26 protein-coding genes are annotated in these 24,484 nt (G+C 66.5%); 16 read left to right on the top strand and 10 right to left on the bottom strand.

From position 1 onward, the window contains the following. Positions 1 to 101 precede the first annotated feature (101 nt). On the top strand, positions 102 to 338 hold the full coding sequence (locus BJ987_RS36895) for a type II toxin-antitoxin system Phd/YefM family antitoxin (RefSeq protein ID WP_209897642.1): 237 nt from the start codon (positions 102 to 104) through the stop codon (positions 336 to 338). A gap of 41 nt (positions 339 to 379) precedes the next feature. Then, the gene (locus BJ987_RS36890) at positions 380 to 736 is read left to right on the top strand and encodes a type II toxin-antitoxin system VapC family toxin (protein ID WP_307869870.1); all 357 of its coding nucleotides are present in this window, start codon (positions 380 to 382) and stop codon (positions 734 to 736) included. On the opposite strand, the gene BJ987_RS36885 is transcribed toward BJ987_RS36890, so the two are convergent. Continuing rightward, positions 733 to 1,560 carry a GNAT family N-acetyltransferase gene (locus BJ987_RS36885; protein WP_209899726.1) on the bottom strand — a complete coding sequence of 276 codons (828 nt, stop codon included), beginning with the start codon at positions 1,558 to 1,560 and terminating at the stop codon, positions 733 to 735. The two genes, BJ987_RS36890 and BJ987_RS36885, sit on opposite strands and share 4 nt — an antisense overlap. A gap of 131 nt (positions 1,561 to 1,691) precedes the next feature. On the opposite strand from BJ987_RS36885, the gene nucS reads away from it, so the two are divergent. Next, entirely contained in the window at positions 1,692 to 2,375 is a 684-nt protein-coding gene (gene nucS, locus BJ987_RS36880; RefSeq protein WP_209897640.1) for an endonuclease NucS, read from the top strand. Between the two features lie 9 nt (positions 2,376 to 2,384). Beyond that, positions 2,385 to 2,702, top strand: a complete 318-nt coding sequence (locus BJ987_RS36875) for an Rv1322 family protein (protein WP_209897639.1) — start codon at positions 2,385 to 2,387, stop codon at positions 2,700 to 2,702. A 278-nt stretch (positions 2,703 to 2,980) separates the two neighbouring features. On the opposite strand, the gene BJ987_RS36870 is transcribed toward BJ987_RS36875, so the two are convergent. Both BJ987_RS36870 and mce read right to left on the bottom strand, forming a co-directional pair. Then, positions 2,981 to 3,979: a coiled-coil domain-containing protein gene (locus tag BJ987_RS36870; protein ID WP_209897637.1), complete on the bottom strand. Its 999-nt coding sequence runs from the start codon at positions 3,977 to 3,979 to the stop codon at positions 2,981 to 2,983. 86 nt (positions 3,980 to 4,065) lie between these two features. Then, positions 4,066 to 4,539, bottom strand: a complete 474-nt coding sequence (gene mce / locus BJ987_RS36865; protein WP_209897635.1) for a methylmalonyl-CoA epimerase — start codon at positions 4,537 to 4,539, stop codon at positions 4,066 to 4,068. 96 nt (positions 4,540 to 4,635) lie between these two features. On the opposite strand from mce, the gene BJ987_RS36860 reads away from it, so the two are divergent. From BJ987_RS36860 to BJ987_RS36850, 3 genes are all read left to right on the top strand, one after another. Next, positions 4,636 to 5,814 (top strand): acetyl-CoA C-acetyltransferase, encoded by a 1,179-nt coding sequence (locus BJ987_RS36860; RefSeq protein WP_209897633.1) that lies wholly within the window; start codon positions 4,636 to 4,638, stop codon positions 5,812 to 5,814. A 54-nt stretch (positions 5,815 to 5,868) separates the two neighbouring features. Then, entirely contained in the window at positions 5,869 to 6,258 is a 390-nt protein-coding gene (locus BJ987_RS36855; RefSeq protein WP_209897631.1) for a DUF3817 domain-containing protein, read from the top strand. Positions 6,259 to 6,319: 61 nt separating this feature from the next. Next, positions 6,320 to 7,177 (top strand): tetratricopeptide repeat protein, encoded by an 858-nt coding sequence (locus BJ987_RS36850; RefSeq protein WP_209899724.1) that lies wholly within the window; start codon positions 6,320 to 6,322, stop codon positions 7,175 to 7,177. A gap of 23 nt (positions 7,178 to 7,200) precedes the next feature. On the opposite strand, the gene BJ987_RS36845 is transcribed toward BJ987_RS36850, so the two are convergent. From BJ987_RS36845 to BJ987_RS36820, 6 genes are read right to left on the bottom strand one after another with little or no spacing between them, the layout of a single operon-like run. Next, positions 7,201 to 7,797, bottom strand: a complete 597-nt coding sequence (locus tag BJ987_RS36845) for an AAA family ATPase (RefSeq protein ID WP_209897630.1) — start codon at positions 7,795 to 7,797, stop codon at positions 7,201 to 7,203. A 48-nt stretch (positions 7,798 to 7,845) separates the two neighbouring features. Beyond that, complete coding sequence (glgB, locus tag BJ987_RS36840; RefSeq protein ID WP_245366306.1) at positions 7,846 to 10,011, bottom strand: 1,4-alpha-glucan branching protein GlgB; 2,166 nt, start codon at positions 10,009 to 10,011, stop codon at positions 7,846 to 7,848. A gap of 10 nt (positions 10,012 to 10,021) precedes the next feature. Further along, entirely contained in the window at positions 10,022 to 12,025 is a 2,004-nt protein-coding gene (locus tag BJ987_RS36835; RefSeq protein WP_209897629.1) for an alpha-1,4-glucan--maltose-1-phosphate maltosyltransferase, read from the bottom strand. Positions 12,026 to 12,053: 28 nt separating this feature from the next. Further along, positions 12,054 to 12,695: a LysE family translocator gene (locus BJ987_RS36830; protein WP_209897628.1), complete on the bottom strand. Its 642-nt coding sequence runs from the start codon at positions 12,693 to 12,695 to the stop codon at positions 12,054 to 12,056. 40 nt (positions 12,696 to 12,735) lie between these two features. Further along, on the bottom strand, positions 12,736 to 13,203 hold the full coding sequence (locus tag BJ987_RS36825) for a YbaK/EbsC family protein (RefSeq protein ID WP_307869869.1): 468 nt from the start codon (positions 13,201 to 13,203) through the stop codon (positions 12,736 to 12,738). A gap of 51 nt (positions 13,204 to 13,254) precedes the next feature. Continuing rightward, positions 13,255 to 13,839: a TetR/AcrR family transcriptional regulator gene (locus BJ987_RS36820; RefSeq protein WP_209897626.1), complete on the bottom strand. Its 585-nt coding sequence runs from the start codon at positions 13,837 to 13,839 to the stop codon at positions 13,255 to 13,257. 78 nt (positions 13,840 to 13,917) lie between these two features. Between BJ987_RS36820 and BJ987_RS36815 the strand changes: the two genes are divergently transcribed. The 9 genes from BJ987_RS36815 to BJ987_RS36775 all read left to right on the top strand — a co-directional run bounded on the left by BJ987_RS36815 (position 13,918) and on the right by BJ987_RS36775 (position 23,553). Further along, positions 13,918 to 14,370 (top strand): VOC family protein, encoded by a 453-nt coding sequence (locus BJ987_RS36815; RefSeq protein WP_209897625.1) that lies wholly within the window; start codon positions 13,918 to 13,920, stop codon positions 14,368 to 14,370. A gap of 56 nt (positions 14,371 to 14,426) precedes the next feature. Further along, positions 14,427 to 16,997 (top strand): alpha-glucan family phosphorylase, encoded by a 2,571-nt coding sequence (gene glgP / locus BJ987_RS36810; protein ID WP_209897624.1) that lies wholly within the window; start codon positions 14,427 to 14,429, stop codon positions 16,995 to 16,997. A 133-nt stretch (positions 16,998 to 17,130) separates the two neighbouring features. Then, positions 17,131 to 18,492 (top strand): NCS2 family permease, encoded by a 1,362-nt coding sequence (locus BJ987_RS36805; protein WP_209897623.1) that lies wholly within the window; start codon positions 17,131 to 17,133, stop codon positions 18,490 to 18,492. Positions 18,493 to 18,620: 128 nt separating this feature from the next. Then, on the top strand, positions 18,621 to 19,184 hold the full coding sequence (locus BJ987_RS36800) for a DoxX family protein (RefSeq protein ID WP_209897622.1): 564 nt from the start codon (positions 18,621 to 18,623) through the stop codon (positions 19,182 to 19,184). Between the two features lie 85 nt (positions 19,185 to 19,269). Next, entirely contained in the window at positions 19,270 to 19,665 is a 396-nt protein-coding gene (locus BJ987_RS36795; protein ID WP_209897621.1) for a RidA family protein, read from the top strand. 386 nt (positions 19,666 to 20,051) lie between these two features. Continuing rightward, positions 20,052 to 20,201, top strand: a complete 150-nt coding sequence (locus tag BJ987_RS36790; RefSeq protein WP_209897620.1) for a hypothetical protein — start codon at positions 20,052 to 20,054, stop codon at positions 20,199 to 20,201. 1,494 nt (positions 20,202 to 21,695) lie between these two features. Beyond that, the gene (locus tag BJ987_RS36785) at positions 21,696 to 22,385 is read left to right on the top strand and encodes a hypothetical protein (RefSeq protein ID WP_209897619.1); all 690 of its coding nucleotides are present in this window, start codon (positions 21,696 to 21,698) and stop codon (positions 22,383 to 22,385) included. Beyond that, the gene (locus BJ987_RS36780; protein ID WP_209897618.1) at positions 22,376 to 22,858 is read left to right on the top strand and encodes a hypothetical protein; all 483 of its coding nucleotides are present in this window, start codon (positions 22,376 to 22,378) and stop codon (positions 22,856 to 22,858) included. Before BJ987_RS36785 ends, BJ987_RS36780 begins: the two co-directional genes overlap by 10 nt. A 206-nt stretch (positions 22,859 to 23,064) precedes the next feature. Beyond that, positions 23,065 to 23,553: a hypothetical protein gene (locus BJ987_RS36775; RefSeq protein ID WP_209897617.1), complete on the top strand. Its 489-nt coding sequence runs from the start codon at positions 23,065 to 23,067 to the stop codon at positions 23,551 to 23,553. A gap of 48 nt (positions 23,554 to 23,601) precedes the next feature. Here the strand turns inward: BJ987_RS36775 and BJ987_RS36770 are convergent, their stop codons facing one another. Then, complete coding sequence (locus BJ987_RS36770) at positions 23,602 to 24,303, bottom strand: class I SAM-dependent methyltransferase (protein ID WP_245366304.1); 702 nt, start codon at positions 24,301 to 24,303, stop codon at positions 23,602 to 23,604. Between the last annotated feature and the right edge of the window lie 181 nt (positions 24,304 to 24,484).

Here is a 24,484-nt window from a genome sequence, read left to right as displayed (position 1 = left end):
AAACGGTTGGGGGCCTTTTTGCGTTCGCCGCACGCACATCGGTACACAGTCGATTGCTGGGCAAGGCTCCTGCGAGCTAGCACAAGTGCGACAGTGTATTCATGAACACCTTCGGCCTTCGTGAACTGCGTCAGCAGGCTTCTGAACTGGTCCGCCGGGCAGAGGCTGGCGAGGAAGTGACGATCACAGTCGCCGGTCGGCCCAGTGCGCGGCTCGTTCCGGTAGCACCCAAGACCTGGCGGCGTTTCGACGAAGTCGCTGACCTATGGTCCGGCAAACCCGATCCCGACTGGACCGCCGACCGCGACCTCATCGACCAGAGTCTGCGTGATCCATAGCAGACGTAGCCGAGGAAGGCCGCGCGGTACTCGACTCGAGTGTGATTCTGGCCGAAGGCATCACACCGATACCGGGCCTGTTGACCGTCAGCGCCGCCACCATACCCGAACTTCATTTCGGCATTCTCGTTGCGAAGTCCGAGGCTGCTCGCGCGGAACGGCTCAGGCGTTTGGCTGTACTACAACGCCGGTTCGACGCTCTGCCAGTCGATGATGCGGTAGCGGCAAGCTACGGCCTGCTCGCCGCGGCGGTAGTCCGGGCCGGTCGGCAACCCCGGGCGCGGACCATGGACCTCATCATCGCCGCGACGGCGCACGCGCATTCAGCGCGTCTCTATACCCGCAATCCCGATGATTTTGTGGGGCTCGACGAATTGCTCGAAGTCGTCGCTGTCTAGTCCTTCACCAGAATGGCGCGGGTGTAGAGCAGGTCGAAGCCGCGGCGTTGGGCGTTCTGCTGCGACTTGGAGCCGGGCTGGGTGGTGATGACGGCGAGGTCGCAGCCCGCTGTGGCGGCTACGGCGAGACGAGCTGAGAGCAAGGCGGATTGGATGCCGCGGCGGCGATGGGCTGGGAGGGTCGCCGCTCCGGTGAGCTGTGCGACGCCGTCGGTGCGGCGCAGGCTCGCGCCGCCTGCTATCTGACCGTCTCGGATCGCTACGTAGCGCTGGACGCCCGCTGCGGCGGTGAGGTCGCGCATGGCGCCGGCGATGATCTCGCGCGGGAACTCCTCGTGCGAGGCGACGCCCTGGGTGTCAGGGTGCGCGAAGCCGTCGGCCACCACATCGAGCCAGCGGTCGAATTCGGTGTCGTCGCTGGGGCGCACCTGGATTTCGGGTGCGGTGGTCGAATCGGTGGGGCCGGGTAGGGGCAGGCCCAGGACGTTCTCGAAGTTGACGAGCTGATATCCACGCTGGGTGAGCAGCGCCGCGAGGGCGGGGTCGGCGAGGTGCGCGAGTTCGATCTGGGTCGGCGAACCCTTTGCCGCATAGTGCTTTTCGATTCGGTCGAGATCTTCTGCGCTCGGTGTGCCGGCGAAGCCGAGGCCCGCGACCTTGTTGAGGGGTGAGCCCGGCTCCGCGAAGCAGGCGACGCCGCCCGCGAGGGGGATCGTGAATCCGGCGGCGGCACCCAGCCGATCCGCGGCCGCGCCGCTGCCCGTGCTGATCAGGTCGGTTTCGGCGCTTTCGATGCGGGCGGCGAGCTCGGTGCCGCAGAACAGGGATCCTCGTCCAGTGGTCATCGAGGCAGCGTAATCCGGCGGGTATATCGCCTGCCAGGGGTTTTCGGGCGGCACCGCGACGTCCGCCGGGTGCGTCGAGGGGACTCGCGGCAAGGGCCTAAACTCGACCGGTGCGCCTTGTGATTGCTCGTTGCCAGGTTGATTACGTCGGTCGGCTTACCGCCCACCTGCCGATGGCCAAGCGGCTGTTGCTGATCAAGAACGACGGCTCCGTGCTGGTGCATTCCGACGGCGGCTCGTACAAGCCGCTGAACTGGATGAGCCCGCCGTGCTGGCTGGAGCAGCGCGATGCGGACGCCCCCGAGGGTGCGAAAGCGCTGTGGGTGGTGACCAACAAGGCCGGCGAGGAACTGCGGATCACCATCGAGGACATCGAGCACGATTCCGCGCATGAACTCGGCATCGATCCGGGTTTGGTGAAAGATGGTGTGGAAGCGCATCTTCAGGAGTTGCTGGCCGAGCACATCGAGACGCTGGGGCCGGGGTACTCCCTGATTCGCCGGGAGTACATGACAGCCATCGGCCCGGTGGACATTCTGTGCCGCAACGCCGACGGAGCGACTGTCGCCGTGGAGATCAAGCGCCGCGGCGAGATCGACGGCGTCGAGCAGCTGACCCGCTACCTGGAATTGCTCAATCGCGATCCGCTGCTGGCGCCGGTCGCCGGGGTGTTCGCGGCCCAGCAGATCAAGCCGCAGGCCAAGACCCTCGCCGAGGACCGTGGAATCCGCTGCCTGACCCTTGATTACAACGCCCTGCGTGGCACGGAGAGCAGCGAATTCCGGCTGTTCTAGGCTTTCCCTATGCCTCGTCGGAAACCACGCGCACACACCCGGCACACCAAGTCCGGCAGTGACGCGCTGGGCGAAGGGTTCCCGGCGGGATTCGAGCTCGGCCGGTCGGTGGAGGGGCCCGACGGCGACTCCTATGTGGTGCGCACCATTCCCGGCAGCCGCGCTACCAAGACCTACCGCTGTCCCGGTTGCGATCATGAAATCGTCCCCGGCGTAGCCCATATCGTGGCTTGGCCCACCTATGGCGGGGAAGAGGATCGCAGGCACTGGCACCGCGGCTGCTGGAATGGGCGCCAAACCCGCCGCATCACGAGACGGTGGTCCTGATCGTCAACGTGCGGCGGGTTTGCCATCAGGCGCATCAATCGAACGAGCAAGGGCCTTCTGGTCTCTAGATATACCGTAGGCCACATCCGTCACATACACCCGGGTCGGTTTCGGGACGGATGTGACAGTAGAACGGTCACTGCCTAACCGGTGGAAACCAGGAAGGCCGCCCCCTCGCGGGAGCGGCCTTCGATCGAATCATAGTGCGGGACTACGGCTTCAGCGGCCGCAGTCCGATGTCATCGCCCACCTGCGTCGTCGCCTGTGCGGTTCTGATGTCAGGCGATGTCGGCGTTCTCACGCTCGTCGGCGTCGATGTCCTCATCGTCGGACGCGACCTCGGGGATGGCCTTGGTGCGCGAACCGGAGACCTGCTTGTTGCCGCCGCCGATCGACTTGCGCTGATCCGGAACGCCGTCCAGCAGTTCGCTTTCCCGGTTGACCGCCGCGAGCATGGCCGGCACCGAGTCGAGCTGGCCGCGAATGCCGAGCAGCTGGGCGAGCACCCGGCCGCGCAGCACGCGCATCTCCTCGGCCAGTTCCTTGGCGTGGGCGATCTTGCGCTCGGAGGTCTGGGTGGCGGAGGTGATGAGACGGTTGGCCTCGTCGGTCGCGTCCTTGATCCGCTGCGCGGCCTCGGCGCGGCTGGTGGCCTCCAGCTCCTCCATGGCGCGGGTGAGCTTGGTGCGACGCTCGGCCATGGTGACTTCGAAGTCCTGCTGGGTCGCCTTGCGCTTGGCGTCGGCTTCCTTGCCGATACGGTCGGCCTCGGCCTGCGCGGCCTCGATGATCTTGGCGGACTCGGTACGCGCGTTCGCGAGGGTCTGCTCGAACTCGATCTCGAGCGCCTCGCGCTTCTCCTTCGTCTCCGCGAGCAGGGACTCGTACTTGCCCCGCATCTCGGTCGCCTGCTGCTCGGCGATCGAGACCATCTCGGCAGCCTCGGCCTGCGCCAGGGCGCGGACCTCGGAAGCTTCGTCGGAAGCCAGGCGCAGCATGCGCGAAATGCGGTCGGACATGCCTTCCGCCGTGGTCGGCGGAACGGAGAGCCGATCGACCTCCTTCCGGAGTTCGTCGATCTCGTCCCGCGCGTCTTCCAGCTGGCTCGCGAGGTTCCGGGCCTGCGCCGCGGCGGCATCCCGGTCGGTAGCGGTGACCCTTAGTTCAGCGTCGAAGCGGTCGAAGTAGTTGCGTACCTCGTCTTGCGCATAACCCTTGCGCACAACGGTGAAGGGCAGTGCAACGAAGCGATTGCGATCGGACTCAGGTGACGACATGGCACACAAACTACAGCCTCATCGAAGGTCATGGTGACTCGACCGCGAATGTGATTCCGAAGAAGTTTCCCGCTCCGATCTTGGTACTAGTGAGTAAGATTCGGGTTCGGCTCGACCAACTCGATCAGCACACCGCCAGCATCCTTGGGGTGGATGAAATTGATGCGGGAATCGGCTGTTCCGTGCCGGGGGGCGTCGTACAGCAAACGCAGACCTCGATCACGTAAATAGGTAGAGACGGCCTCGATATCGGTCACTCGGTAGGCCAGTTGTTGCAGACCCGGTCCGCTGCGATCGATGAACTTGGCAATGGTCGACTCCGCGTTGAGCGGTGCCAGCAACTGGATGGCAGTCGCGTTGTCGGCGGCGCCGGGCAGCGAAAGCATGGCTTCGTGCACGCCCTGCGACTCGTTGACCTCGCGATGTGTCTCGATCATGCCGAGGTTCTCGGCGTACCAGGTGATGGCGGCGTCCAGGTCCGGTACGGCGATACCGACGTGATCGATGGCGATGACGTAGTCCCCCGGGATGAAACCCCGCTGATTCGAAGCTGTGCTCACTCCTCGAACGTAGCTTGCCCTGGCTGCCGGTGGGGTAGTCGTACCAGTTACCGTGGAGTAGTTCCCTAAGAAAGCACAGAACAGCGAGGTCTCGTCGTGACCACAACCGTCATCGTCTCCGGTGCTCGTACCCCGGTCGGCCGGCTGCTCGGCGGCCTCAAGGGCTTCAGCGGGTCCGATCTCGGCGGTTTCGCCATCAAGGCGGCGCTGGCGAAGGGCGGCGTGGCGCCCGAGCAGGTCGACTACGTGATCATGGGTCAGGTGCTGACCGCGGGAGCGGGCCAGATTCCGGCGCGGCAGGCCGCGGTGGCCGCGGGCATCCCGATGGATGTGCCGGCGCTGACGCTGAACAAGGTGTGCCTGTCCGGCATCAACGCGATCGCCCTGGCGGATCAGCTGATTCGCGCCGGTGAGTACGAGATCGTGGTCGCGGGCGGTCAGGAGTCGATGACCCAGGCCCCGCATCTGCTGGAGAAATCCCGCGAGGGCTTCAAGTACGGCGACGTCGCCCTGCGTGACCACATGGCTTTCGACGGCCTGCACGACATCTTCACCGATCAGGCGATGGGCGCGCTCACCGAGACCCGCAACGACACCGACACGGTGAGCCGCGCGGAGCAGGACGCGTTCGCGGCCGCGTCGCACCAGCGCGCGGCGGCGGCCTGGAAGAACGGCGTCTTCGACGACGAGGTGGTCCCCGTCGCGGTGCCGCAGCGCAAGGGTGACCCGATCATGGTGACCACCGATGAGGGCATCCGCGCCGACACCACCGTCGAATCGCTGGCCAAGTTGCGGCCGGCGTTCCGCAAGGACGGCACCATCACCGCCGGCACCGCCTCGCAGATCTCCGACGGCGCGGCCGCGGTGGTCGTGATGAGCAAGGAGAAGGCCGAGTCGCTCGGCTTGACCTGGATCGCCGAGATCGGCAAGGCGGGCGTGGTCGCCGGGCCGGATTCGAGCCTGCAGGATCAGCCGGCCAACGCTATCGCCAAAGCCTGTGCGCGGGAGGGTATTTCCCCCGCCGACTTGGACCTGGTGGAGATCAACGAGGCTTTCGCGGCGGTCGGCATCGCCTCGACCCGCAAGCTGGGCATCGATCCGGAGAAGGTGAACGTCAACGGCGGCGCCATCGCCATCGGTCACCCGCTCGGCATGTCCGGCGCGCGCATCGTGCTGCACCTGGCGCTGGAGTTGAAGCGTCGCGGGGGCGGTGTGGGCGCGGCTGCCCTCTGCGGTGGCGGCGGTCAGGGCGACGCCCTCATCATCAAGGTCTAGCCCGGCCGAGATGTGACGCGGCCAACTACGACTTGTCGTAGTGCATACGGCACAATGTTGGCCATGGGCAATTTCTTCGACCTGAGCACGGTCGCGAAGCGCTTCCGGTTCATCGCCGTGCTGGAAGCGATCTCCTGGATCGGTCTGCTGACGGGTATGGCGTTCAAGTACAGCTGGCTGGGCCTGCCCGATCCCGGGAACGAGATCGGTGTGAAGATCTTCGGTCCGGTGCACGGCATCATCTTCATGCTGTTCCTGGTGACCGCGCTGCTGGCCGCGCGCGAGCTGAACTGGAATTGGAAGACCACCGTGCTGGCGCTGGCGTCGAGCATTCCGCCGCTGTTCACCGTGATCTTCGAGGTCTGGGCGCAGCGCACCGGTCAGCTGGGTGAGCTGAGCGCGCCGAGCCCGGTAGCCGGGCAAGCCTCCGCCGTCTCCTCGTGACAAACTGGAAACCGTGAATCGACCTGCCCCACGCCGTCCTTCGCCCGCCGTCGCCGCCGCTATGTCCGGTGCGGTGGATCTGTCGAGTTTGAAGCAGCCGCCCCCGGCCGCCGGGGCGGGCGGAGCGCCCGGCGGCGATTACGCGGTCGGCGAGGCGGATTTCGAGACGAAGGTGCTGCGCCGGTCCACTGAGGTGCCGGTGGTGGTCGCGTTGTACTCCCAGCGCAGTCCGGGCAGCGTCGAACTGGTCCGCACGCTGGAGCGCCTGGTGGTCGAGGACGGTGGCGCGTGGGCGCTGGCCACCGTCGAGGCGGAAACCAATATGCGTATCGCCCAGGCACTGCAGGTGCAGGGCATCCCGACCGTCGTCGCGATCGCCGGCGGTCGTCCGCTCGCCGACTTCGAAGGCGCGCAGCCGGAGCCGCAGGTGCGGCAGTGGTTGAACGCGGTCGTCGACGCGGTCGCGGGCAAGCTGCCCGGTGCGAGCGAGGAGCCGCAGCCCGAGCCCGAGGATCCGCGCTTCACCGCCGCCGAGGAAGCCCTGGAGCGCGGCGACCTGGCCGCGGCCGAGGCCGCCTACGAGGCGATCATCGCGGCGGAGCCGGCCAATGAGGAGGCCAAAGCCGCGTTGCGTCAGCTTCGGTTCCTGGCCCGCGCTCAGTCCATTCCGGATTCCGTCATCGCCGATTCCGACGCGGACCCCGCGAATGTCGACGCCGCGCTGGACGCCGCCGACGTCGAGATGCTGAACCAGCGCCCGGAAGCGTCTTTCGACCGTCTGATCGCTCTGATCAAGCGCACTTCCGGTGACGACCGCACCCGGGCTCGCACCCGTCTGCTTGAACTCTTCGAGTTGTTCGATCAGGCCGAGCCTTTCGTGGTCGCGGCTCGTCGTAAGCTCGCCGCCGCACTGTACTAAGTACGTTGTCGCGGGCCTCGCGGCTAGAACCGCATGTGTTTGACGCTGACCGCAGCGCGGCGCAGGCGGCCGCGGAGGGGGCCGTCGGTGTTGGCGGTCAGGGTCAGACCGGTGGATCGCGCGATGTGGTCGGCTACCGCCGCCACGTCGATGTGGTCGGTTTCGATGTGCTCGGCGAAATCGGCGTGCCGCAGCGCGTCCAGGCAGCGGTCGACGCGCTCGACGGCGAATCGGTCGTAGCGCAATCCGTAGAGCCCGCGCCCGCGCAGGCGGTTCAGGACTGTTTCGCGGTTGGCCAGCAGAGCGAAATGCCGCACATCATGGCCGGTTTCGCGGAGGCGGCCGACTGTTTCGGCGAAGTAGGTCCGGTTCACCACGGTCATGGGTGCGATGACTACGCCCTCGTGTTCCCGCAGTACTAGGTCGAGGACCTCGAACACGCCTTGACGCCAAGCCGGTAGATCTTGGAAGTCGGTACGCAGTTTTCTCGGCATCGTGCGGTGCAGGCCGAAGCCCACCATTTCCGGATCGCAGACGACGCTGCCGGGCAGGCGGCGGTGTAGTTCGAATGCGGTCTGGGTCTTGCCGCCGCCGAAGGGGCCGTTGATCCACACGAGCATGATCGCCACAGTACCGACGGCCTCGGCGATTTCCTTGCCCGCGCGGGGTCAGGCGGACGGATCGGCAAGCCAGACAGCACTGTTGGGTGCGAGGGTGACGGTGGCCGAGTACGGGCGGCCGTGCCAGGGGATATCGGCTGCCTGGACCGCGCCGAGGTTGCCGATGCCGGAGCCGCCGTATTCGACGGCGTCGGTATTGAGGACCTCGGTCCATTCGCCCGCGCTGGGCAGGCCGACCCGGTAGTCGGCATGCTCCGCACCGGAGAAGTTGTAGACGCAGGCGACCATCGAGCCGTCGGAGCCGTGCCGGAGGAAAGCGAAGACATTGCGGTCACGGTCGTCGGCTTCGATCCAGGAGTAGCCGCCGGGGGTGGTGTCCTGGGTCCACAGTGCCGGGTGTGCGCGGTAGACCCGGTTCAAGGCTCGGACGGCTGTCGTAATGCCTTGGTGGAGCGGGTTTTCCAGCTCCTGCCAGTCCAAACCGCGGTCGTGCGACCACTCCCGGAACTGGCCGAAGTCCTGACCCATGAACAGCAGTTGCTTACCGGGGTGGGCCCACATGTAGGCGAGCAGCGCACGCACGCCGGCGGCTTTGGCGAAGTCGTCGCCGGGCATGCGGGTCCACAGCGTGCCTTTGCCGTGCACGACCTCGTCGTGGCTGATCGGGAGGACGTAGTTCTCGCTCCAGGCGTAGGTCAGCGAGAAGGTGAGTTCGTTGTGGTGCCAGCTACGGTGGATGGGGTCTCGGCCCAGATAGCCGAGCGTGTCGTGCATCCAGCCCATATTCCATTTCATGGTGAAGCCGAGACCGCCGACGTCGGTGCCGCGGGTGACGCCGGGCCAGGTGGTGGATTCCTCGGCGATGGTGACGACGCCCGGATGGTGGCGGTGCACGGTGTCGTTGAGCTGCTGGAGGAAGTCGACGGCCTCCAGGTTTTCCCGGCCGCCGTAGGCGTTGGGTTCCCAATCACCTTCGGGACGTGAGTAATCCAGATACAGCATGGAGGCGACCGCGTCGACGCGGATGCCGTCGATGTGGAATTCCTCGACCCAGTAGCGCGCGTTGGCGACCAGGAAGTTGCGGACTTCGTTGCGGCCGAAGTCGAACACGTAGGTGCCCCAGTCGAGTTGCTCGCCCCGGCGTGGGTCGGGGTGCTCGTAGAGCGGGGTGCCGTCGAAGCGCGCCAGTGCCCACTCGTCGCGCGGGAAGTGCGCCGGTACCCAGTCCAGGAGTACGCCGATGCCCGCGGCGTGCATGTGGTCGACGAAGGCGCGGAAGTCGTCGGGGGAGCCGAAACGCGCTGTGGGGGCGTAATAGGAAGTGACCTGGTAACCCCAGGACCCGCCGAAGGGGTGTTCGGCGATGGGCAGTAGTTCGATGTGGGTGTACCCGGCCTCGCGCACGTATTCGGCCAGCTGATCGGCGATTTCGCGATAGTTCAGGCCCGGCCGCCAGGAACCCAGGTGCACTTCGTACACGCTCATCGGCGCGTGCGTGGGGTCGGCCGCGGCGCGGCGGCGCAGCCAATCCTGGTCGTGCCAGCGGAAATCGGATGCTGTGACCACGGAGGCAGTGGCGGGCGGCAGCTCGGTGGCGAAAGCCATCGGGTCGGCGTGATCGACGGTGCGCCCGTCCGCGCAGTGGATCCGGTATTTGTATTTCGTGCCGACCTCGACGTCCGGGATGAAGACCTCCCAGATTCCGGAGGACCCGAGCGCGCGCATCGGCGCGGTCTGGCCGCCCCAGCTGTCGAAATCACCGAACACGGTGACGCCCCGGGCATTCGGCGCCCACACCGCGAACGAGGTGCCGGTCACCTCGCCGTCGAGTGTGGTGTAGCGGCGGGGATGCGCGCCGAGCACGTCCCACAACCGTTCGTGGCGACCCTCGCCGATCAAATGCAGGTCGAGTTCGCCCACGGTGGGCAGGAAGTGATACCCGTCGGCGCCCAGGATCGCGGGTCCGCCCGGGTAGGTGGCCAGGATCCGGTAGTCCTGTAACTCCGGATAGGGCAGTACCGCGGCGAAGACGCCGTGCCCCAGCGACTTCAGGGGATGGTCGGTCCCGCCCACCCGCACGGCGACCGTCTCCGCATGCGGCCGCAGCGTGCGCACGATGGTGCCGCCGGGATGCGGATGCGCGCCGAGCACGGTGTGTGGATCGGGGTGAGTGCCCGCCGCGAGCAGCATCAGGTCGCGGCGACTGGTGGTCATCGTGCGATCCTCATCGGAAAGTCCTGCGGTAGGCCAGTTCCGTGCGGGCCCGGTGCGGTACCGGCGGCAGCGTGATGATGTGAGCCACCGCTTTCGAGGGGTCGAGGCGAATGTAATTGTTTTGTGCCCAGTGGTATTCCTCGCCGGTGATCTCGTCGGTCACCACCGGGTGGTCGTGCCATTCGCGACCGATGGCGGGCAGGTCCAGTGACAGGAAACCCTGTTCCGCCCCATAGGGATTCAGGTTGATCACCACCAGAATCGCGTCACCGCTGCTCGGGTCGATCTTGGAGTACGCGATGAGGGCGTCGTTGTCGATCTGATGGAAGTGGATGCAGCGCAGCTGTTGCAGAGCCGGATGGTTGCGGCGGATCTCGTTGAGCCGGGTGATCCACGGCTCCAAGGATTCTCCGCGCGCCAGCGCTTCGGCGAACGGACGGGGCCGCAGTTCGTACTTCTCCGAGTCGAGGTATTCCTCGCTGCCGGGACGCACAGCCTGGTGTTCGAAGAGTTCGAAGCCGGAGTAGACGCCCCAGGTGGGGGCCAGGGTAGCCGCGAGGGTGGCGCGAATGGCGAACATGCCGGGACCGCCGTGCTGCAGGCTCTCGTGCAGGATGTCCGGGGTATTGACGAACAGGTTCGGTCTGGCCTCGTCGGCTTTGGCGGCGAGCTCGTAACCGAACTCGGTGAGTTCCCCTTTGTGCACCCGCCAGGTGAAATACGTGTAGGACTGGGTGAATCCGCGCCGGGCCAGGCCGTAGAGGCGGGCGGGCCGGGTGAACGCCTCCGACAGGAACAGCACGTCGGGGTGACTGCGCCGCACCCGGGCGATCAGCCATTCCCAGAAATCGGCCGGTTTGGTGTGCGGGTTGTCGACCCGAAAGATCTTGACGCCCATGGCGATCCAGTGCCGTACGACGCGCAGCACCTCGGCGTAGAGGCCGTCGGGGTCGTTGTCGAAGTTGACGGGGTAGATGTCCTGATACTTCTTGGGCGGGTTCTCCGCGTAGGCGATGGTGCCGTCGGGCAGGGTGGTGAACCACTCCGGATGCGCGGCGACCCAGGGGTGGTCGGGTGCGCATTGCAGGGCCAGGTCCAGAGCGACTTCCAGGCCCGATTGCTGTGCGGCGGCGACGAATTCGGCGAAGTCGGCTTCGGTGCCCAGGTCCGGGTGGATGGCGTCGTGCCCGCCCGCCGCGGAGCCGATCGCCCAGGGCGACCCCACGTCCCCGGGCTCGGCGACCAGAGAGTTGTTGCGCCCCTTGCGATTAACCTCGCCGATCGGGTGGATCGGCGGCAGATACACCACATCGAAGCCCATGGCGGCGATGCGCGGCAGTTCCTTGGCCGCGGTCGCGAAGGTCCCGTGCACGGGGTTGCCCGCGGCGTCCCGGCCGCCGGTGGAACGAGGGAAGAACTCGTACCAGGAACCGTAGAGTGCCCGTTGCCGATCCACCTGCACGGTGTACTGCGGCCCGCGAGTCACCATGTCGCGCAACGGGTTCGCGCGCAGGATCGCGGCGATCTCCTCGGTGAACGCGGGCGCCACCCGGGCGGGCAGCTGGTCGTCGCTACGCAACGCCGCGGCGGCCGCGCGCAGCCGCTCGAACTGTTTCTTCGGCACCGCCTGCGCCGCCCGCTCGAACAGCCGCGCCCCGAGTTCCAGGTCGTTCGCGAGATCGGCGGCGCTCTGCCCGACGGCGAGTTTCGCCTCCACCGCGTGCCGCCAGGTCGCGATCGGGTCGCTCCAGCCCTCGACGCGGAAGGTCCAGGCGCCGGGCTGGTGCGGGACGAACACCGCGTTGAACACGTCGGGCTCGTAATCCGGCGTCATCGGGATCCGGGTGATTCGGGAGGAACCCGGCCCGCGTACCGCCAGGGTGGCGGCGACCGCGTCGTGGCCCTCGCGCCACACCACGGCGCGCACCGGGAAGACCTCACCCACCACGGCCTTGGCCGGGTACCCGCCGGGGATGGATGGGGCGGTGTCATCGATGGCGATGCGGCCGGTCACGACGACCAACCTACCGGGTGCGGTGGGGTCAGCGTGCGTCCGCGGCCAGACCGAAGCCGAGGGCGACCAAGATCGCCCCCAGCGCGCGCTCCACCCGCTGCCGGATCCCGGCACGCCGTAACCATTCGCCCGCCCGGTCCGCGGCCAGCACGATCGCGACACACCAGGCGGTGTCGATGACCAGCTGAATCACCGCCAGGATCAGCACCGTCGGGAGGACCGGACCGGTGGTCGGCAGGAACTGCGGCAGGATCGTCAAACCGAACACGGCGGCTTTCGGATTCGCCGCGATCGAGATCAGCGAGGCGCGGAAAGCGGCGGCCGGGGTGCGTCCGGCAGGCAGCATGGTCGTCACCGTCGAGCCGAACTCGCTGTCGCCCTTCGCGCCGCGCCACGCCTGCACGCCGAGCCAGATCAGCACCAGCGCGCCCACGATGTGTACCGCGGTGTTCAGGAGACGATTGGCGACCAGCAGCACCGACAGTCCGGCGCCGCCCGCGAGGGTCCAGGCGAAGACACCGATCTCATTGCCTGCCACCGCGGCCAATCCGGCCGTACGGCCGTCCCGCACGGCGCGCTGCAGGAACAAGGCCGTCGCCGGGCCCGGCAGCACCGCGAGCACGAGGCAGGCCAGCAGAAATTGGGGAAGGATATCGACCCAGTGCGGCATCAACCGATGCTGTCACGCCCGAAAGGCGCGCGCGAGTGGGTTATGCGCCGATATCGGCCGGTGTGCCGCCGGTGATGCGCAGGAGTTCGGCGTAGGAGGTGGGGAAGACGGTATGGGCGTGCCCGCCGGCCGCCCATACGACGTCGTACTTGTCGAGCCAGGTGTCGACGAGGGTGCGCAGGGGTGCCGGGTGACCGACCGGGGCCACGCCGCCGATGACCTGTCCGGTGGCCGCTCGCACCAGGTCCGGGGTGGCGCGCTCGACCCTCGCCGCACCGAGGAGCGCGGCGACCTCGGCGGTGTCCACCCGGTGCGCTCCGCTGGTGAGGACCAGGACCGGGGCGTCGTCGGCGGCGAAGATCAAGCTGTTGCAGATCGCGCCGACCTCGCAGCCGACCAGCGCGGCGGCGTCGGCGGCGGTGCGAGCCGGTTCGGTGAGTTCGATGATCCGGCCGGTCACGCCGTGCTCGCGAAGGACGGCGGCTACACGTTCAACGGTGGGATGCACGCTGGCACGGTAATCGAGCCGGCGAGGCATCGGCGACTCGTTTTCGATCGCTCACCGCAGGCCCTCGAGCAGCCGATGCAGCGAGGCGATGGTGTCGGTCAGGGCTTGTGGTTCGTCGGTGGCCGCCAGCCAGAGGGCGGCTTCGTTCATGGCTCCGGAGAGCAGATGGGTGAGTGGTTCGATCGGTTGGGGCGCAAGCACTTTCGCCGCCACGAGGGAGCGCAGCGCGTCGCCGAGGTGGCGGGCGGAGGAGGCTTCGTCCATGGCGCGCCATTCGTGCCAGCCGAGGACGGCGGGGCCGTCGATCAACATGATGCGCTGGATCTCGGGATCACGGCAGACGGTCAGGAAAGTCTCGCACCCGGTGCGGAGTTGCCGCCAGGGGTCGGATTCGGCGTCGGCGGCCGCGGCGACCCGTTCGCCGACTTCGTGCTGCACCTGTTCGAGGACGGCGCGGAAGACCTCCGTCTTGCTCGCGAAATTGTGGTACAGCGCGCCTTTGGTCACGCCGGCGGCGCTGACGATCTCCGAGAGGCCCACCGCGGCAAAGCCTTTCGCCGCGAAGAGGCGGCGGCTCTGCTCTAGCAGCGCGCGCCTGGTCTCCGCGCGCTGCTGGGTGCGCAGGGTGCTCGCCATCCGAATCCTCCTGTTGACATACCGCTGGTATGTGACCTAGCTTGACTCACATACCAACGGTACGTGAAAGGTCCGAGCATGGAACTCAACAGCTTCTACCCCGTCCTGGGCACCGGCAAGATCGCCGCCACCCGCGACTTCTACACCCGGTGGCTCGGCTTCGAGATCACCTTCGAGGCCGACTGGTATGTCAGCCTGCGACGGCAGCGCGGCGAAAAGTCCTATGAGCTGGCGCTGCTCGACTACACCCACCCGACGGTCCCGGCCGCGTACCGCAAGCCGGTGCAAGGCCTGCTGCTCAACTTCGAGGTCGACGACGTGGACGCGGAGTGGGAGCGGATGGTCGTCCGCGGCGGGATACCGGCCGAACTGGAAATCCGCTCGGAGGACTTCGGCCAGCGGCACTTCATCGTCGCCGACCCCAGCGGCGTGCTCCTCGACGTGATCATGGAGATCGCCCCGTCGGCGGAGTTCGCCGGCCAGTTCAGTCCCGAGTATGCCGCCGAACTGGCCGAGAAGCCGGCGCAGTGAGCGGCGCGCGGCCGCGGCGTCTGCACTGACCTGGGGGATTCGGTAGGGTTCGCGGGGTGAAAGCGCTGCGCAGATTCACTGTCCGGGCCCATCTGCCGGAGCGGCTCGCGGCCCTGGCCGAGTTGTCCACCAATTTGCGCTGGTCGTGGCATTGGCCCACGCAGGATCTGTTCGAGACGCTGGACCCGGCACTGTGGCGCGAGGTCGCGCACGATCCGGTGCGGATGCTCGGCGAGGTGCCCGCGGCGCGGCTGGACGAACTCGCCGGCGACGCGGAGTACACGGCCCGGGTGGACGCGGCGGCCGCGGATCTGCGCGAATATCTGACCAAGCCGCTGTGGTTCCAAAGCCAGCTGGCCGAACAGATCAACGGCATCGCCTACTTCTCCATGGAGTTCGGCGTCACCGAGGTACTGCCGAACTACTCCGGCGGTCTCGGCATCCTCGCGGGCGACCATCTCAAGGCCGCCTCCGATTTGGGATTGCCGCTGATCGGCGTCGGATTGCTCTATCGCTCCGGCTATTTCCGGCAGTCCCTGTCGGCGGACGGCTGGCAGATCGAGCACTATCCGGCGCTGGATCCGCAGGGCCTGCCGCTGCGACTGCTGACGGCCGAGGGCTCGCCGGTGCTGATCCACGTGGCGATGCCGGATCAGCGGGTGCTGCGGGCGCGGGTGTGGATCGCGCAGGTCGGCCGAATCCCGTTGCTACTGCTGGACTCCGATATCGCGGAGAACGATCCGGAGTTGCGCGCCGTCACCGACCGCCTCTACGGCGGTGATCAGGATCATCGAATCAAGCAGGAGATCCTGGCCGGTATCGGCGGCGTGCGGGCGGTGCGGGCCTACACCCGTGCCGAAGGGCTGCCCGATCCCGACGTGTTTCATATGAACGAAGGCCACGCCGGCTTCCTTGGCGTCGAGCGCATTCGCGAATATGTCTCTGGCGGACTGGATTTCGATACCGCGCTGGCTACCGTCCGGGCCGGGACGGTGTTCACCACACACACCCCCGTGCCCGCCGGCATCGACCGGTTCCCGATGCCGCTGGTGCGCCGCTATTTCGGCGGCGCGCACGGTGAAGCTGAATCCGCCCTGCTGCCAGGACTTTTCGTCGATCGAATCCTGACGCTGGGGCGCGAGAACGACCCGTCGGTCTTCAATATGGCGCACATGGGTCTGCGACTGGCTCAGCGCGCCAACGGCGTTTCCCAACTGCACGGTGAGGTCAGCCGGGAGATGTTCGCGGCACTGTGGCCGGGCTTCGACGCGGCCGAGGTGCCGATCGGCTCGGTCACCAACGGCGTGCACGCACCCACCTGGGCGGCGCGGGAGTGGCTGGACAAGGCGCGCGAGCACATCGGCAAGGAACTGGTGGAGGAGGCGCGCGGCTGGGAACGGCTGCGCGAGGTCGACCTCCGGGAACTGTGGTCCACCCGCAACAATCTGCGCGCCCTGCTCGTCGCGGAGGTGCGCCGCCGGGTCCGCGCGTCCTGGGTGCAGCGCGGGGCCGCCGAAGCCGAACTCGGCTGGGTGGACAGTGTTTTCGATCCAAACGTGCTGACCGTCGGGTTCGCGCGCCGGGTGCCGACCTACAAGCGGCTCACCCTGATGCTGCGCGACCCGGAACGGCTGCGCGCGCTGCTGCTCGACCCCGACCGCCCGATGCAACTGGTGGTGGCGGGCAAGAGTCATCCCGCCGACGACGGCGGCAAATCGCTGATCCAGCAGGTGGTCCGGTTCGCCGACGACCCGGAGGTGCGGCACCGCATCGTCTTCCTGCCCGACTACGACATGTCGATGGCCCGGTACCTGTACTGGGGCTGCGATGTCTGGCTGAACAATCCGCTGCGCCCGCTGGAAGCGTGCGGTACCTCGGGCATGAAGTCGGCGTTGAACGGCGGGCTGAACCTGTCCATCCGGGACGGCTGGTGGGATGAGATGTTCGACGGCGAGAACGGCTGGGCCATACCGACCGCCGACGGCGTCACCGACGAGCACCGCCGCGACGATCTGGAAGCCGCCGCGCTCTACGACCTGTTCGAGCGCACCGTCGCGCCGCGCTTCTACCAGCGCGATGCCGAGGGTATGCCGGTGCGCTGGGTGGAAATGGTGCGGCACACCCTGCAGACGCTGGGCCCGCAGGTGCTCGCCTCGCGCATGGTTCGCGATTACGCGGTGCGGTATTACGCCCCGGCGGCCGCCGCCTGCCGGAGCGTTGTGGCGGACGAGTTCGCCGGTGCCCGAACGGTTTCGGAATACCGTCAGCGCATCGAGTCGGCGTGGCCGAAGTTGCGAGTGGTCCAGGTCGACAGCACGGGTCTGCCGGACACTCCGGTCATCGGCGCGCATCTGTCGCTGACGGCCCGCGTCGATCTCGGCGGGCTGCGGGTCTCGGATGTGGTGGTTCAGGCAGTGTTCGGCCGGGTCTCGCCGACCGACGATCTCTCCGACGTGACCACCATCCCGATGACGCACACCGGGACCGACTCGGGTGTAGAACTGTTCGCGGTCGATACCCCGGTCCCGCTGTCCGGCGCCGTCGGCTACACCGTCCGGGTGCTGCCGCACCACGATCTGCTCGCCTCCGACGCCGAGCTGGGATTGGTCGCCGCCCCCAGCGCCTGACCGGTCCTGGTACAGGGGTGAGGATCGTCACGGTCGCCGGATAACGCGACTGGTACGAATCTCCAATTCAGGCAACTGTCCGCTACCGTGCCTGAGCACCCCTTTTGTACTTATCCACGACTGGAGAACCCACATGGCCACCGACGTGCCACCTCGCACGCGTAGTCGCATCGACGCATTCTTCGGCGTCAGCGACAACGGCTCGACCATGAAGCGCGAGTTGATGGCCGGTACGGTCACCTTCCTGGCCATGTCCTATGTATTGGCGGTGAATCCCGCGGTGCTCGGCGATCACGGCCCGCTCGGCGCCAAGGGTATTCCGACGCAGGCGGTCTTCACCGCGACCGCCGTCGCGGCGGTGTTCGGCACCGTGGTGATGGGTCTGTGGGCCAAGTACCCGATCGCGCTCGCGCCGGGCATGGGCCTCAACGCGTTCTTCGCCTACACCGTCGTGCTGAGCATGGGCATCCCGTGGGAGGTCGCGCTGTCGGGCACCTTCCTCTCCGGCGTCATCTTCTTCATCCTCGCGGTCACCAAGGTCCGCGAGAAGATCCTCGACTCGATACCGATGCAGATGAAGCTGGCGGTCGGCGCGGGCATCGGCTTGTTCGTGGCCTTCCTCGGGTTGAAAGCCGCCGGCATCGTGCGCGCCAGCGAGGCCACCTTCGTCACGCTCGGCGATTTCCACAAGGGCACCACCCTGCTCGCACTGTTCGGCCTCGTCGTGACGGTGATCTTCCTGGTCCGCGGCTGGCACGGCGCGGTGCTCTACGGCATCGTGCTGACCGCGCTGCTCGGCATCGTCACCGGTCTGGTCGACCTGCCCGACGGTGTCGTGGAAATGCCGAAGGGCCTGGACCAGACGTTCGGCCAGGCGATCATCCATCTGCCCGACGCGTTCACCGCGCAGATGGCCATCGTGGTGTTGACCATGCTGTTCGTCGACTTCTTCGATGCCTCCGGCACGCTGATCGGTGTCGCGAACCAGGCCGGGTTGCTCGACAAGGACGGCCGCCTGCCCCGCGCGTCCAGCGCGTTCGCCGCGGACTCGGTCGGCACCATGGCCGGCGCCGTCATCGGTACCTCCACCACCACCGCCTACGTCGAATCGACCGCGGGTGTGACAGCGGGCGGACGCACCGGCCTCACCGCGATCACCACCGCGGGCTGGTTCCTGCTCGCGATGTTCTGCTATCCGATCTTCGCGATCGTGGCGGGTTCGGGCGAGATCACCGCGCCCGCGCTGATCGTCGTCGGCATCCTGATGGCGCGCTCGCTCGGGGACATCGATTGGGGCCGGCTGGAGTATTCGGTCCCGGCGTTCATCACGATCGTCATGATGCCGCTCACATACTCGATCGCCAACGGGTTGGCCATGGGCATGATCTTCTACCCGATCGTCATGGCCGCGAAAGGCAAGTTCAAGGAGATCCACCCGACGATGTGGATTTTGATGGTGGTGTTCGCCGGCTATTTCTTCTTCCTGGCCGAATAAATTCGCCGGGCGTTGGAATACCCGCATCTTGGATGTGGTTGGGTCACAACGTGCTTCAATCGGACCTCGGTCCGGTTGTTGCCGAAGCTAAGGAAAAGCTGTCCACCACGCAGGGATGAGGAACCAGCATGACCACCACCACCGAATCGAAGTCGAAACTCGCGACCACGTCGTCGCTCGACGGGAGCGCCACCGACATCGGCCTGTTGGCCGCACGCGTCCTCTTCGGCGGCCTGATGGCCATCCACGGCGCCCAGAAGTTGTTCGGCTGGTTCGACGGCCCGGGGCTGGAAGCCAACAACGCCGGTTTCGAAGCCATGGGTTACAACCCGGGCAAGTTCTTCGGCACCCTCGCCGCGATCAGCGAACTGGGTGGTGGGCTGTTGCTGCTGCTGGGTCTGGCCACCCCGCTGGCCGCCGCGATCATGATCGGCACCATGATCAACGCGATCAACGCGACCTGGGCCAACGGTCTGTTCGGTACGGTCGGCGCGCAGGGCTGGCAGCCCGGTTACGAGATGGCGCTGCTGTTCGCCGCCGCCGGCGTGACCCTCGCCTTCACCGGCGCCGGCAAGTACTCGCTGGACTACGGCCGGCCCTGGGAGCGTAAGGGTTTCGTGATCGGCGCGGGCGCGGTGGCCCTGGCAGTCGTCGCGGGCGTGCTGACATTGATCCTGAAGTGGGTGCTCTGATCCCTCGGCATCGCGAAAGCCCGTCTCCCTCGGGAGGCGGGCTTTCGCGCTGTCACACCTCGGTGCGCCACGTCGTCATCTCACTATGACCATCGAAATCACCAACCCCCCAGAACTGCACGACCCCACCGGATTCGGCTACAGCCACGTCGCCCGAGTACGCGGCGAACTGGTCTTCATCGCCGGACAATACGACTCCGACGCCGAAGGCCACACCACCAGTACGGATTTCGCGACCCAGGTCGACCGGGCCTTCACCAACCTCGGAACCGCTTTGGGCTCAGCCGGTTTGGACTACGCCGACGTCTTCCAGCTACGCACGTTCATCGTCGACCACGATCTGGGGAAACTCGAGGTGCTCGGGAAGAAGATCGCCGAAATCTGGGGCGACCGCCCGCCGGTCCAGACGTTGGTCGGGGTGGCCGCGTTGGCTCTGCCCGGCATGTTGTTCGAGGTCGATGCCGTCGCGGCGGTCGGGTAGGCCGTCGGTGGGATGGCGTCGTCGCCAAGGGCTAGGCCATCGTCGCTTCGGGCTACGCCGTCCTGTTGGGGCGTAGGTCGTCCCGTTGTGGAGTAGGCCATCGTCGATGCCGTCGCGGCCGTCCCGTTGTGGGGTAGGTCGTCCGGCTGTGGGCCGGCCGTTCTGTCGTGGGATCGGCCGTCCCGCTGCGGGAAGGTCGTTCCGCTGCGGGGTAGGTCGTCCTGCTGTGGGGGAGGTCGTCCGGCTGTGGGGTAGGCCGCTCTGCTGTGGGGTAGGCCGCTCTGCTGTGGGCTACGCCGTCCCGCTGTGGGAAGGTCGTCCCGCTGTGGTGTAGGTCGTCCGGCTGTGGGGTCGGCCGTTCCGCCGCAGGATAGGCCACCGTCGCTGTGGGCCACGATTTGGCGAAGTTCGAGGTGCTCGGGAAGAAGATCGCCGGAATTGGAGCGTCCGCCCTGGCCCAGACGCTGATAGGCGTGGTCGCGATGCCTCTGCGCGACATGCTGTTCGAGGTCGACGCAATCGCGGCCGTCGGGTAGGACGTCGCTGGGATGGCGTCCCCGTCGCCGGGTAGGCCATCGTCGCTGCCGGCTACGCCGTCCAGCCGTGGGGTTGGCCGTCCTGCTGCGGGGACAGGCCATCGTCGCCGACCACGATCTGGCGAAGCTCGAGGTGCTCGGAAAGACGATCGCCGAATCTGGGGTGACCGCCTCGGCTCAGACGCAAATCGGCGTGGCTGGATGGCGCTGCGTGACCTGTTGTTCGAGGTCGAGTCATCGCCCGCCGCGGGGTAGGTCGCCGCCGGGATCGGTGCCAACGTCCCTGCGGGGTGGGCCGCTGCTGGGACGTCATCGTCACTGCGGGGTAAGCCATTGTCGCCGAGCACGATTTGGCGAAGTTCGAGATGCTTCGGGAAGAAGGTTATCGAATTTTGGAGCGTCCGTCCGCCTGTCCAGACGCTGACCGGCGTGGTCGCGCTGGCTCTGCCCGACATTGTGGGAGCAGCGTGAGCAAGCGGTGTCGAGTCGGCCACCATTTTTCGGATCCGGATATGGACGGTTTAACGATGTGCCGGGGATGCACAGGGAGTAGGTGCCTGAACTCGCCGCGCCGTATGAGGGTGGGACGCAACCGTTGATGCCGACGTAGGGCACCCATCGGCGGCCTACGTTCGGCCTCATAGCCGTAGTCGGCGTGGGGTTACCGGGGTGCTCATCGTCGGGAGAGGCGGAATCCGGTAGTCGAATTGTTGATGACACGCCGAGTTCGGCAGCAATATCACTACGCGGTCGGGGTGGTGAGGGAGTGGTGGGCGGGGCGGCCGGCGGTTGTTGTGTTTGGCGGGTGGGTGTTGGTGGGAGAGTTTGGCGGGCGGTTGTGGGGGACAAAACTGGTTGGTGGTTGTAGGAGATGTGGCTGGCGGGTAGTCATGGCTTGTTTGGTGACCGAGTGCTGCCGTACCGGTGCTCGGCGCCTTCGGGGCGACCCTCGGGCTAGGGCTGGTGATCGGGTTCCCAACATCATCTACGGCATTTGGGCTGTGGTCGGCCAACGCCCCGTTCCGGGCGTACCGGTTGTGGCGGGAGTTGTGCCCAGCGGTTCTTGTGGGGAAGTGGCTGAGGCCCGACTTTCTGTCCTGACAGCGTGATCACCGCCGAGCCAGGAAATCCTCATGGCCGAGCTCATTGGGAGGCCACGCTGGAGGGCGTGTGCGGTGAACTGCCGCACTCGCTGGCCGTGGTCATCGAAGAGATCGTCCCGCGGTGGCAGGTGGCTGCCGCAAAGCGGCACAACATGGTTGCTGTGGAAAGGGGCGCAAGATGGTTGCTGTGGAAAGGGGCGCAACATGGTTGCTGTGGAAAGGGGCGTACCAGGGATTGCTGTGTGGGGGCGTAGCGGGCGGTTGCTGTGGGGAGAGGTGTAGCGGGTGGTTGTTGAAAGAGCAGTGGCAGTGGTTGTTGGGGAGAGTGTTTCGGGCGCTTGTGTGTGAAAAGGGGTGGCCGCCGGTTGGGGTGGGTGGTTAGCGTCGGGTGGTGGTTGAGGTGGTGTTGGGGGAGTTGGAGCGGGTGTTCGGGTCGCGGGTGGGGCGGATGAGGGCGGTTGAGGGGTGTTCGCATTGCTTCAGTTCTATGGAATTGGAGCGGCTTTCGGGGCCGGTGGAGGAGATTGCGGAGCGGGAGTTGTTGCGGGCGGTGTGGAAGTGGGGGTCGACGTTTGATGGTGGTGGGGAGTGGATGCGATGGGTTGCGCCTCGGTTGTTGCGGTGGGTTGGGGAGGATGGTGCGTGGATTGATGGGGAGTTGGTTGGTTGCCGGTTGTTCGCGGCAGGGTGGAGGGAATGGGCTGAGGCGGGGGTGATCGAAAAGTTTTGTGAGGCTTTGTGGCGGGAGACGCTTGCCGGGTCGGATCGTTCGGTGCCGGTGGTGCTCAGTTTTCTGGTGTCGTTGACCGATGCTGTGGAACCGTGGCTGGACGTGTGGTCGCGTACTTCGGGGGCAGCTGCCGACCGGCATTTTCGGGAGCTTTGGCGGGAGTGGGGGCAGCAGCTGTTAGGTGGGCGGTTGGAGGTGTGCTGCTATCGGGAAGGCCCGAATATCGCACCGGTGCTGGCTGATTGGGTGATCGCGGAAGCGCCGCGGCGGATTCGGGACGGTGATTTGGATGAGGTGTCCGCGTGGATGCTCGAACAGCTGCCGCTGCCGCCGGATCGGCGATGGAGCTGAGATGGAAGCAGTGGTCGAGATTATGGCCGGCGGTGGAGCTGAGATGGCCGGATGGTCGAGGTTTTGGCTGGCGAGAGGTGGATCGCAGGTGTCGTCGAGGCGTTGGACCGGCGCTGGAGTTCAGATGGCGGCAGTGGTCGATATTTGGCCGCCTGCTCAGCGCCCGCTACGAACTGCTGGCCTACAACGACTCCTACGAATCGCTGTGCCCCATCCACGCGGTTGGTGACGTGATAGTCGACGTCAACATTGGCGGTGGAGCTGAGATGGCCGGAATGGTCGAGGTTTCGGCTGGCGGTGGGACTGAGACGGTTGGAATGGCGAAGGTTTTTGGCTGGCGGTGGAGATGGATCATCGGTGTCGTCGAGGCGCTGGAGTTCAGATGGCGGCAGTGGTCGAGGTTTCGACCTGGTGCCGGAGATGGCGGTAGTCGTCGAGCCTTTGGACCGGTGCTGGCGCTGAAATGGCAGTAGTGGACGAGGCTTTGGATCGGTACCGCAGCTCAGAGGTAACTAGTGGTCGAGGCTCTGGCCGGCGGTGGTGCTGAGATCGCTGGAGTGGTAACGGGTTTGGAACGCCTGGGGCAGAGCCTCGGTGGTGGGCGTGCCGAGTGTTACAGTGATTTCACTAACGCAACAGTCGTTGTAACAGCGTCTGCGGGGGATCCGACAAACCGGGCATGACTCTCAATCGTAAGCAGCTGCAACAGTTTTCGGCTCGGGCCGGTGTCATCGGGGCGGTTGCGGTCGCCGGGATGGCGGGGTTCGCAGGGCCGTCGGCCGCGCTTCCGACCGATCCGGCGGCGCGTTTCACTCCTACGCTGACTCGGGTCGGCGGGCCGGAATGTGCGGCCATCATCACCGCTGAGGTGGTGCCGCAGCCAAAGTCCGGCGAGTTCGGTGTCCGGCCGAAGATTACGCAGGTGGGGGAGTTCTGTAGCCGTTATAAGGTGGCCGTGCGCTGGAAGAATTTGGATACCGGGCGGGAGAACGGGCAGCAGCATCCGGTCGACGAGCACGGTGTCATCCAGCACACGGTCGACGGTGTGATCATCGGTTTCGGGATGGGGCCGGGTGCGGGGCGGGTGGAAGCCCGCATTGTCACCCTGAACGATCGTGATCAGGAACTGCAGCAGATTTCGGGTACGGCGACGTTCACCCTGGGCTGAGCGATCGGTGCCGCGTCCGGCGTCGGCTGGACGCGGCACGAGCGGCGCTCAGTCACCGTGCAGGATCAGCATGGTGTGCGCGCCGTGGTGGAACTCGTACTCGGTTTCCCGCAGCGTCGAGTGCACACCCTTGTCGCGCAGCTCTTTGCGGAGCTGCTCGACCAGGACATCGTGGTGCCGGCCGATGTGGTCTACCAGCGGATACAGCCGGACCTCCGCGGCGCTGACCCGAGACAGCTCGAGCAATGCTGTGAGGTGGAAGTCGGCGTCGAGGCGGTCGGCGTAGGTGAACAAAAGATGTGAGCTGAGCACCAGGTCGAAGCTGTTGTCCCGGAACGGGAGCGACGGCAGCTCGGCGGCGATGTAGCGCTCCGGGTGGGCGGTCAGGTCGTCGGCGAAGCGGGCTGCCGCGGCTCGGCGCATCGCGCGCAACCCCTCCGGGTCGCCGTACCAATCCCACCGGTAGCGGTCGTAATGGGCGGTAGCCCAGTTTGTTCCGCGATCGGTCTCGCGGGTGGCCAGGCTGCGCAACTGCTCGGCGGAGCGGGAGTAGATCGGATCGGCGGCGGTGACGCGGGCGCCGAGCTCGCCGGCTTCCATGGTGAAACTCGCGGCTCCGCCGGGGCAGTCGAGGATGCGGCGGCCCTTCAGGTCTGCGTCGGTGAGATCGAAGATCGCGCGGTACTCCGCCAAAGATCTTGCGCTGACGAGGAATTCGCCAAGGACATCGGTGTCGATTGGGTGCTTCATCTGCAAACGGTCTCATGTGACGCCCAATGGCGAAACCGAAATTGCATCACGAAGTGAGGATGACCTCAGCGGTGCCCCCGCGCCGCGTGCAGGGCTTGGCGCGGGGGCTGCCGATACCTTCGGTGGGGAATTGGGGATCACCGAAGGACCGACATCCAATTTACTTCCGCATGGAATCAAG

This window comes from Nocardia goodfellowii (assembly GCF_017875645.1).
GTDB lineage: Bacteria > Actinomycetota > Actinomycetes > Mycobacteriales > Mycobacteriaceae > Nocardia > Nocardia goodfellowii.
This window is presented reverse-complemented; position numbering and strand designations above follow the sequence as displayed.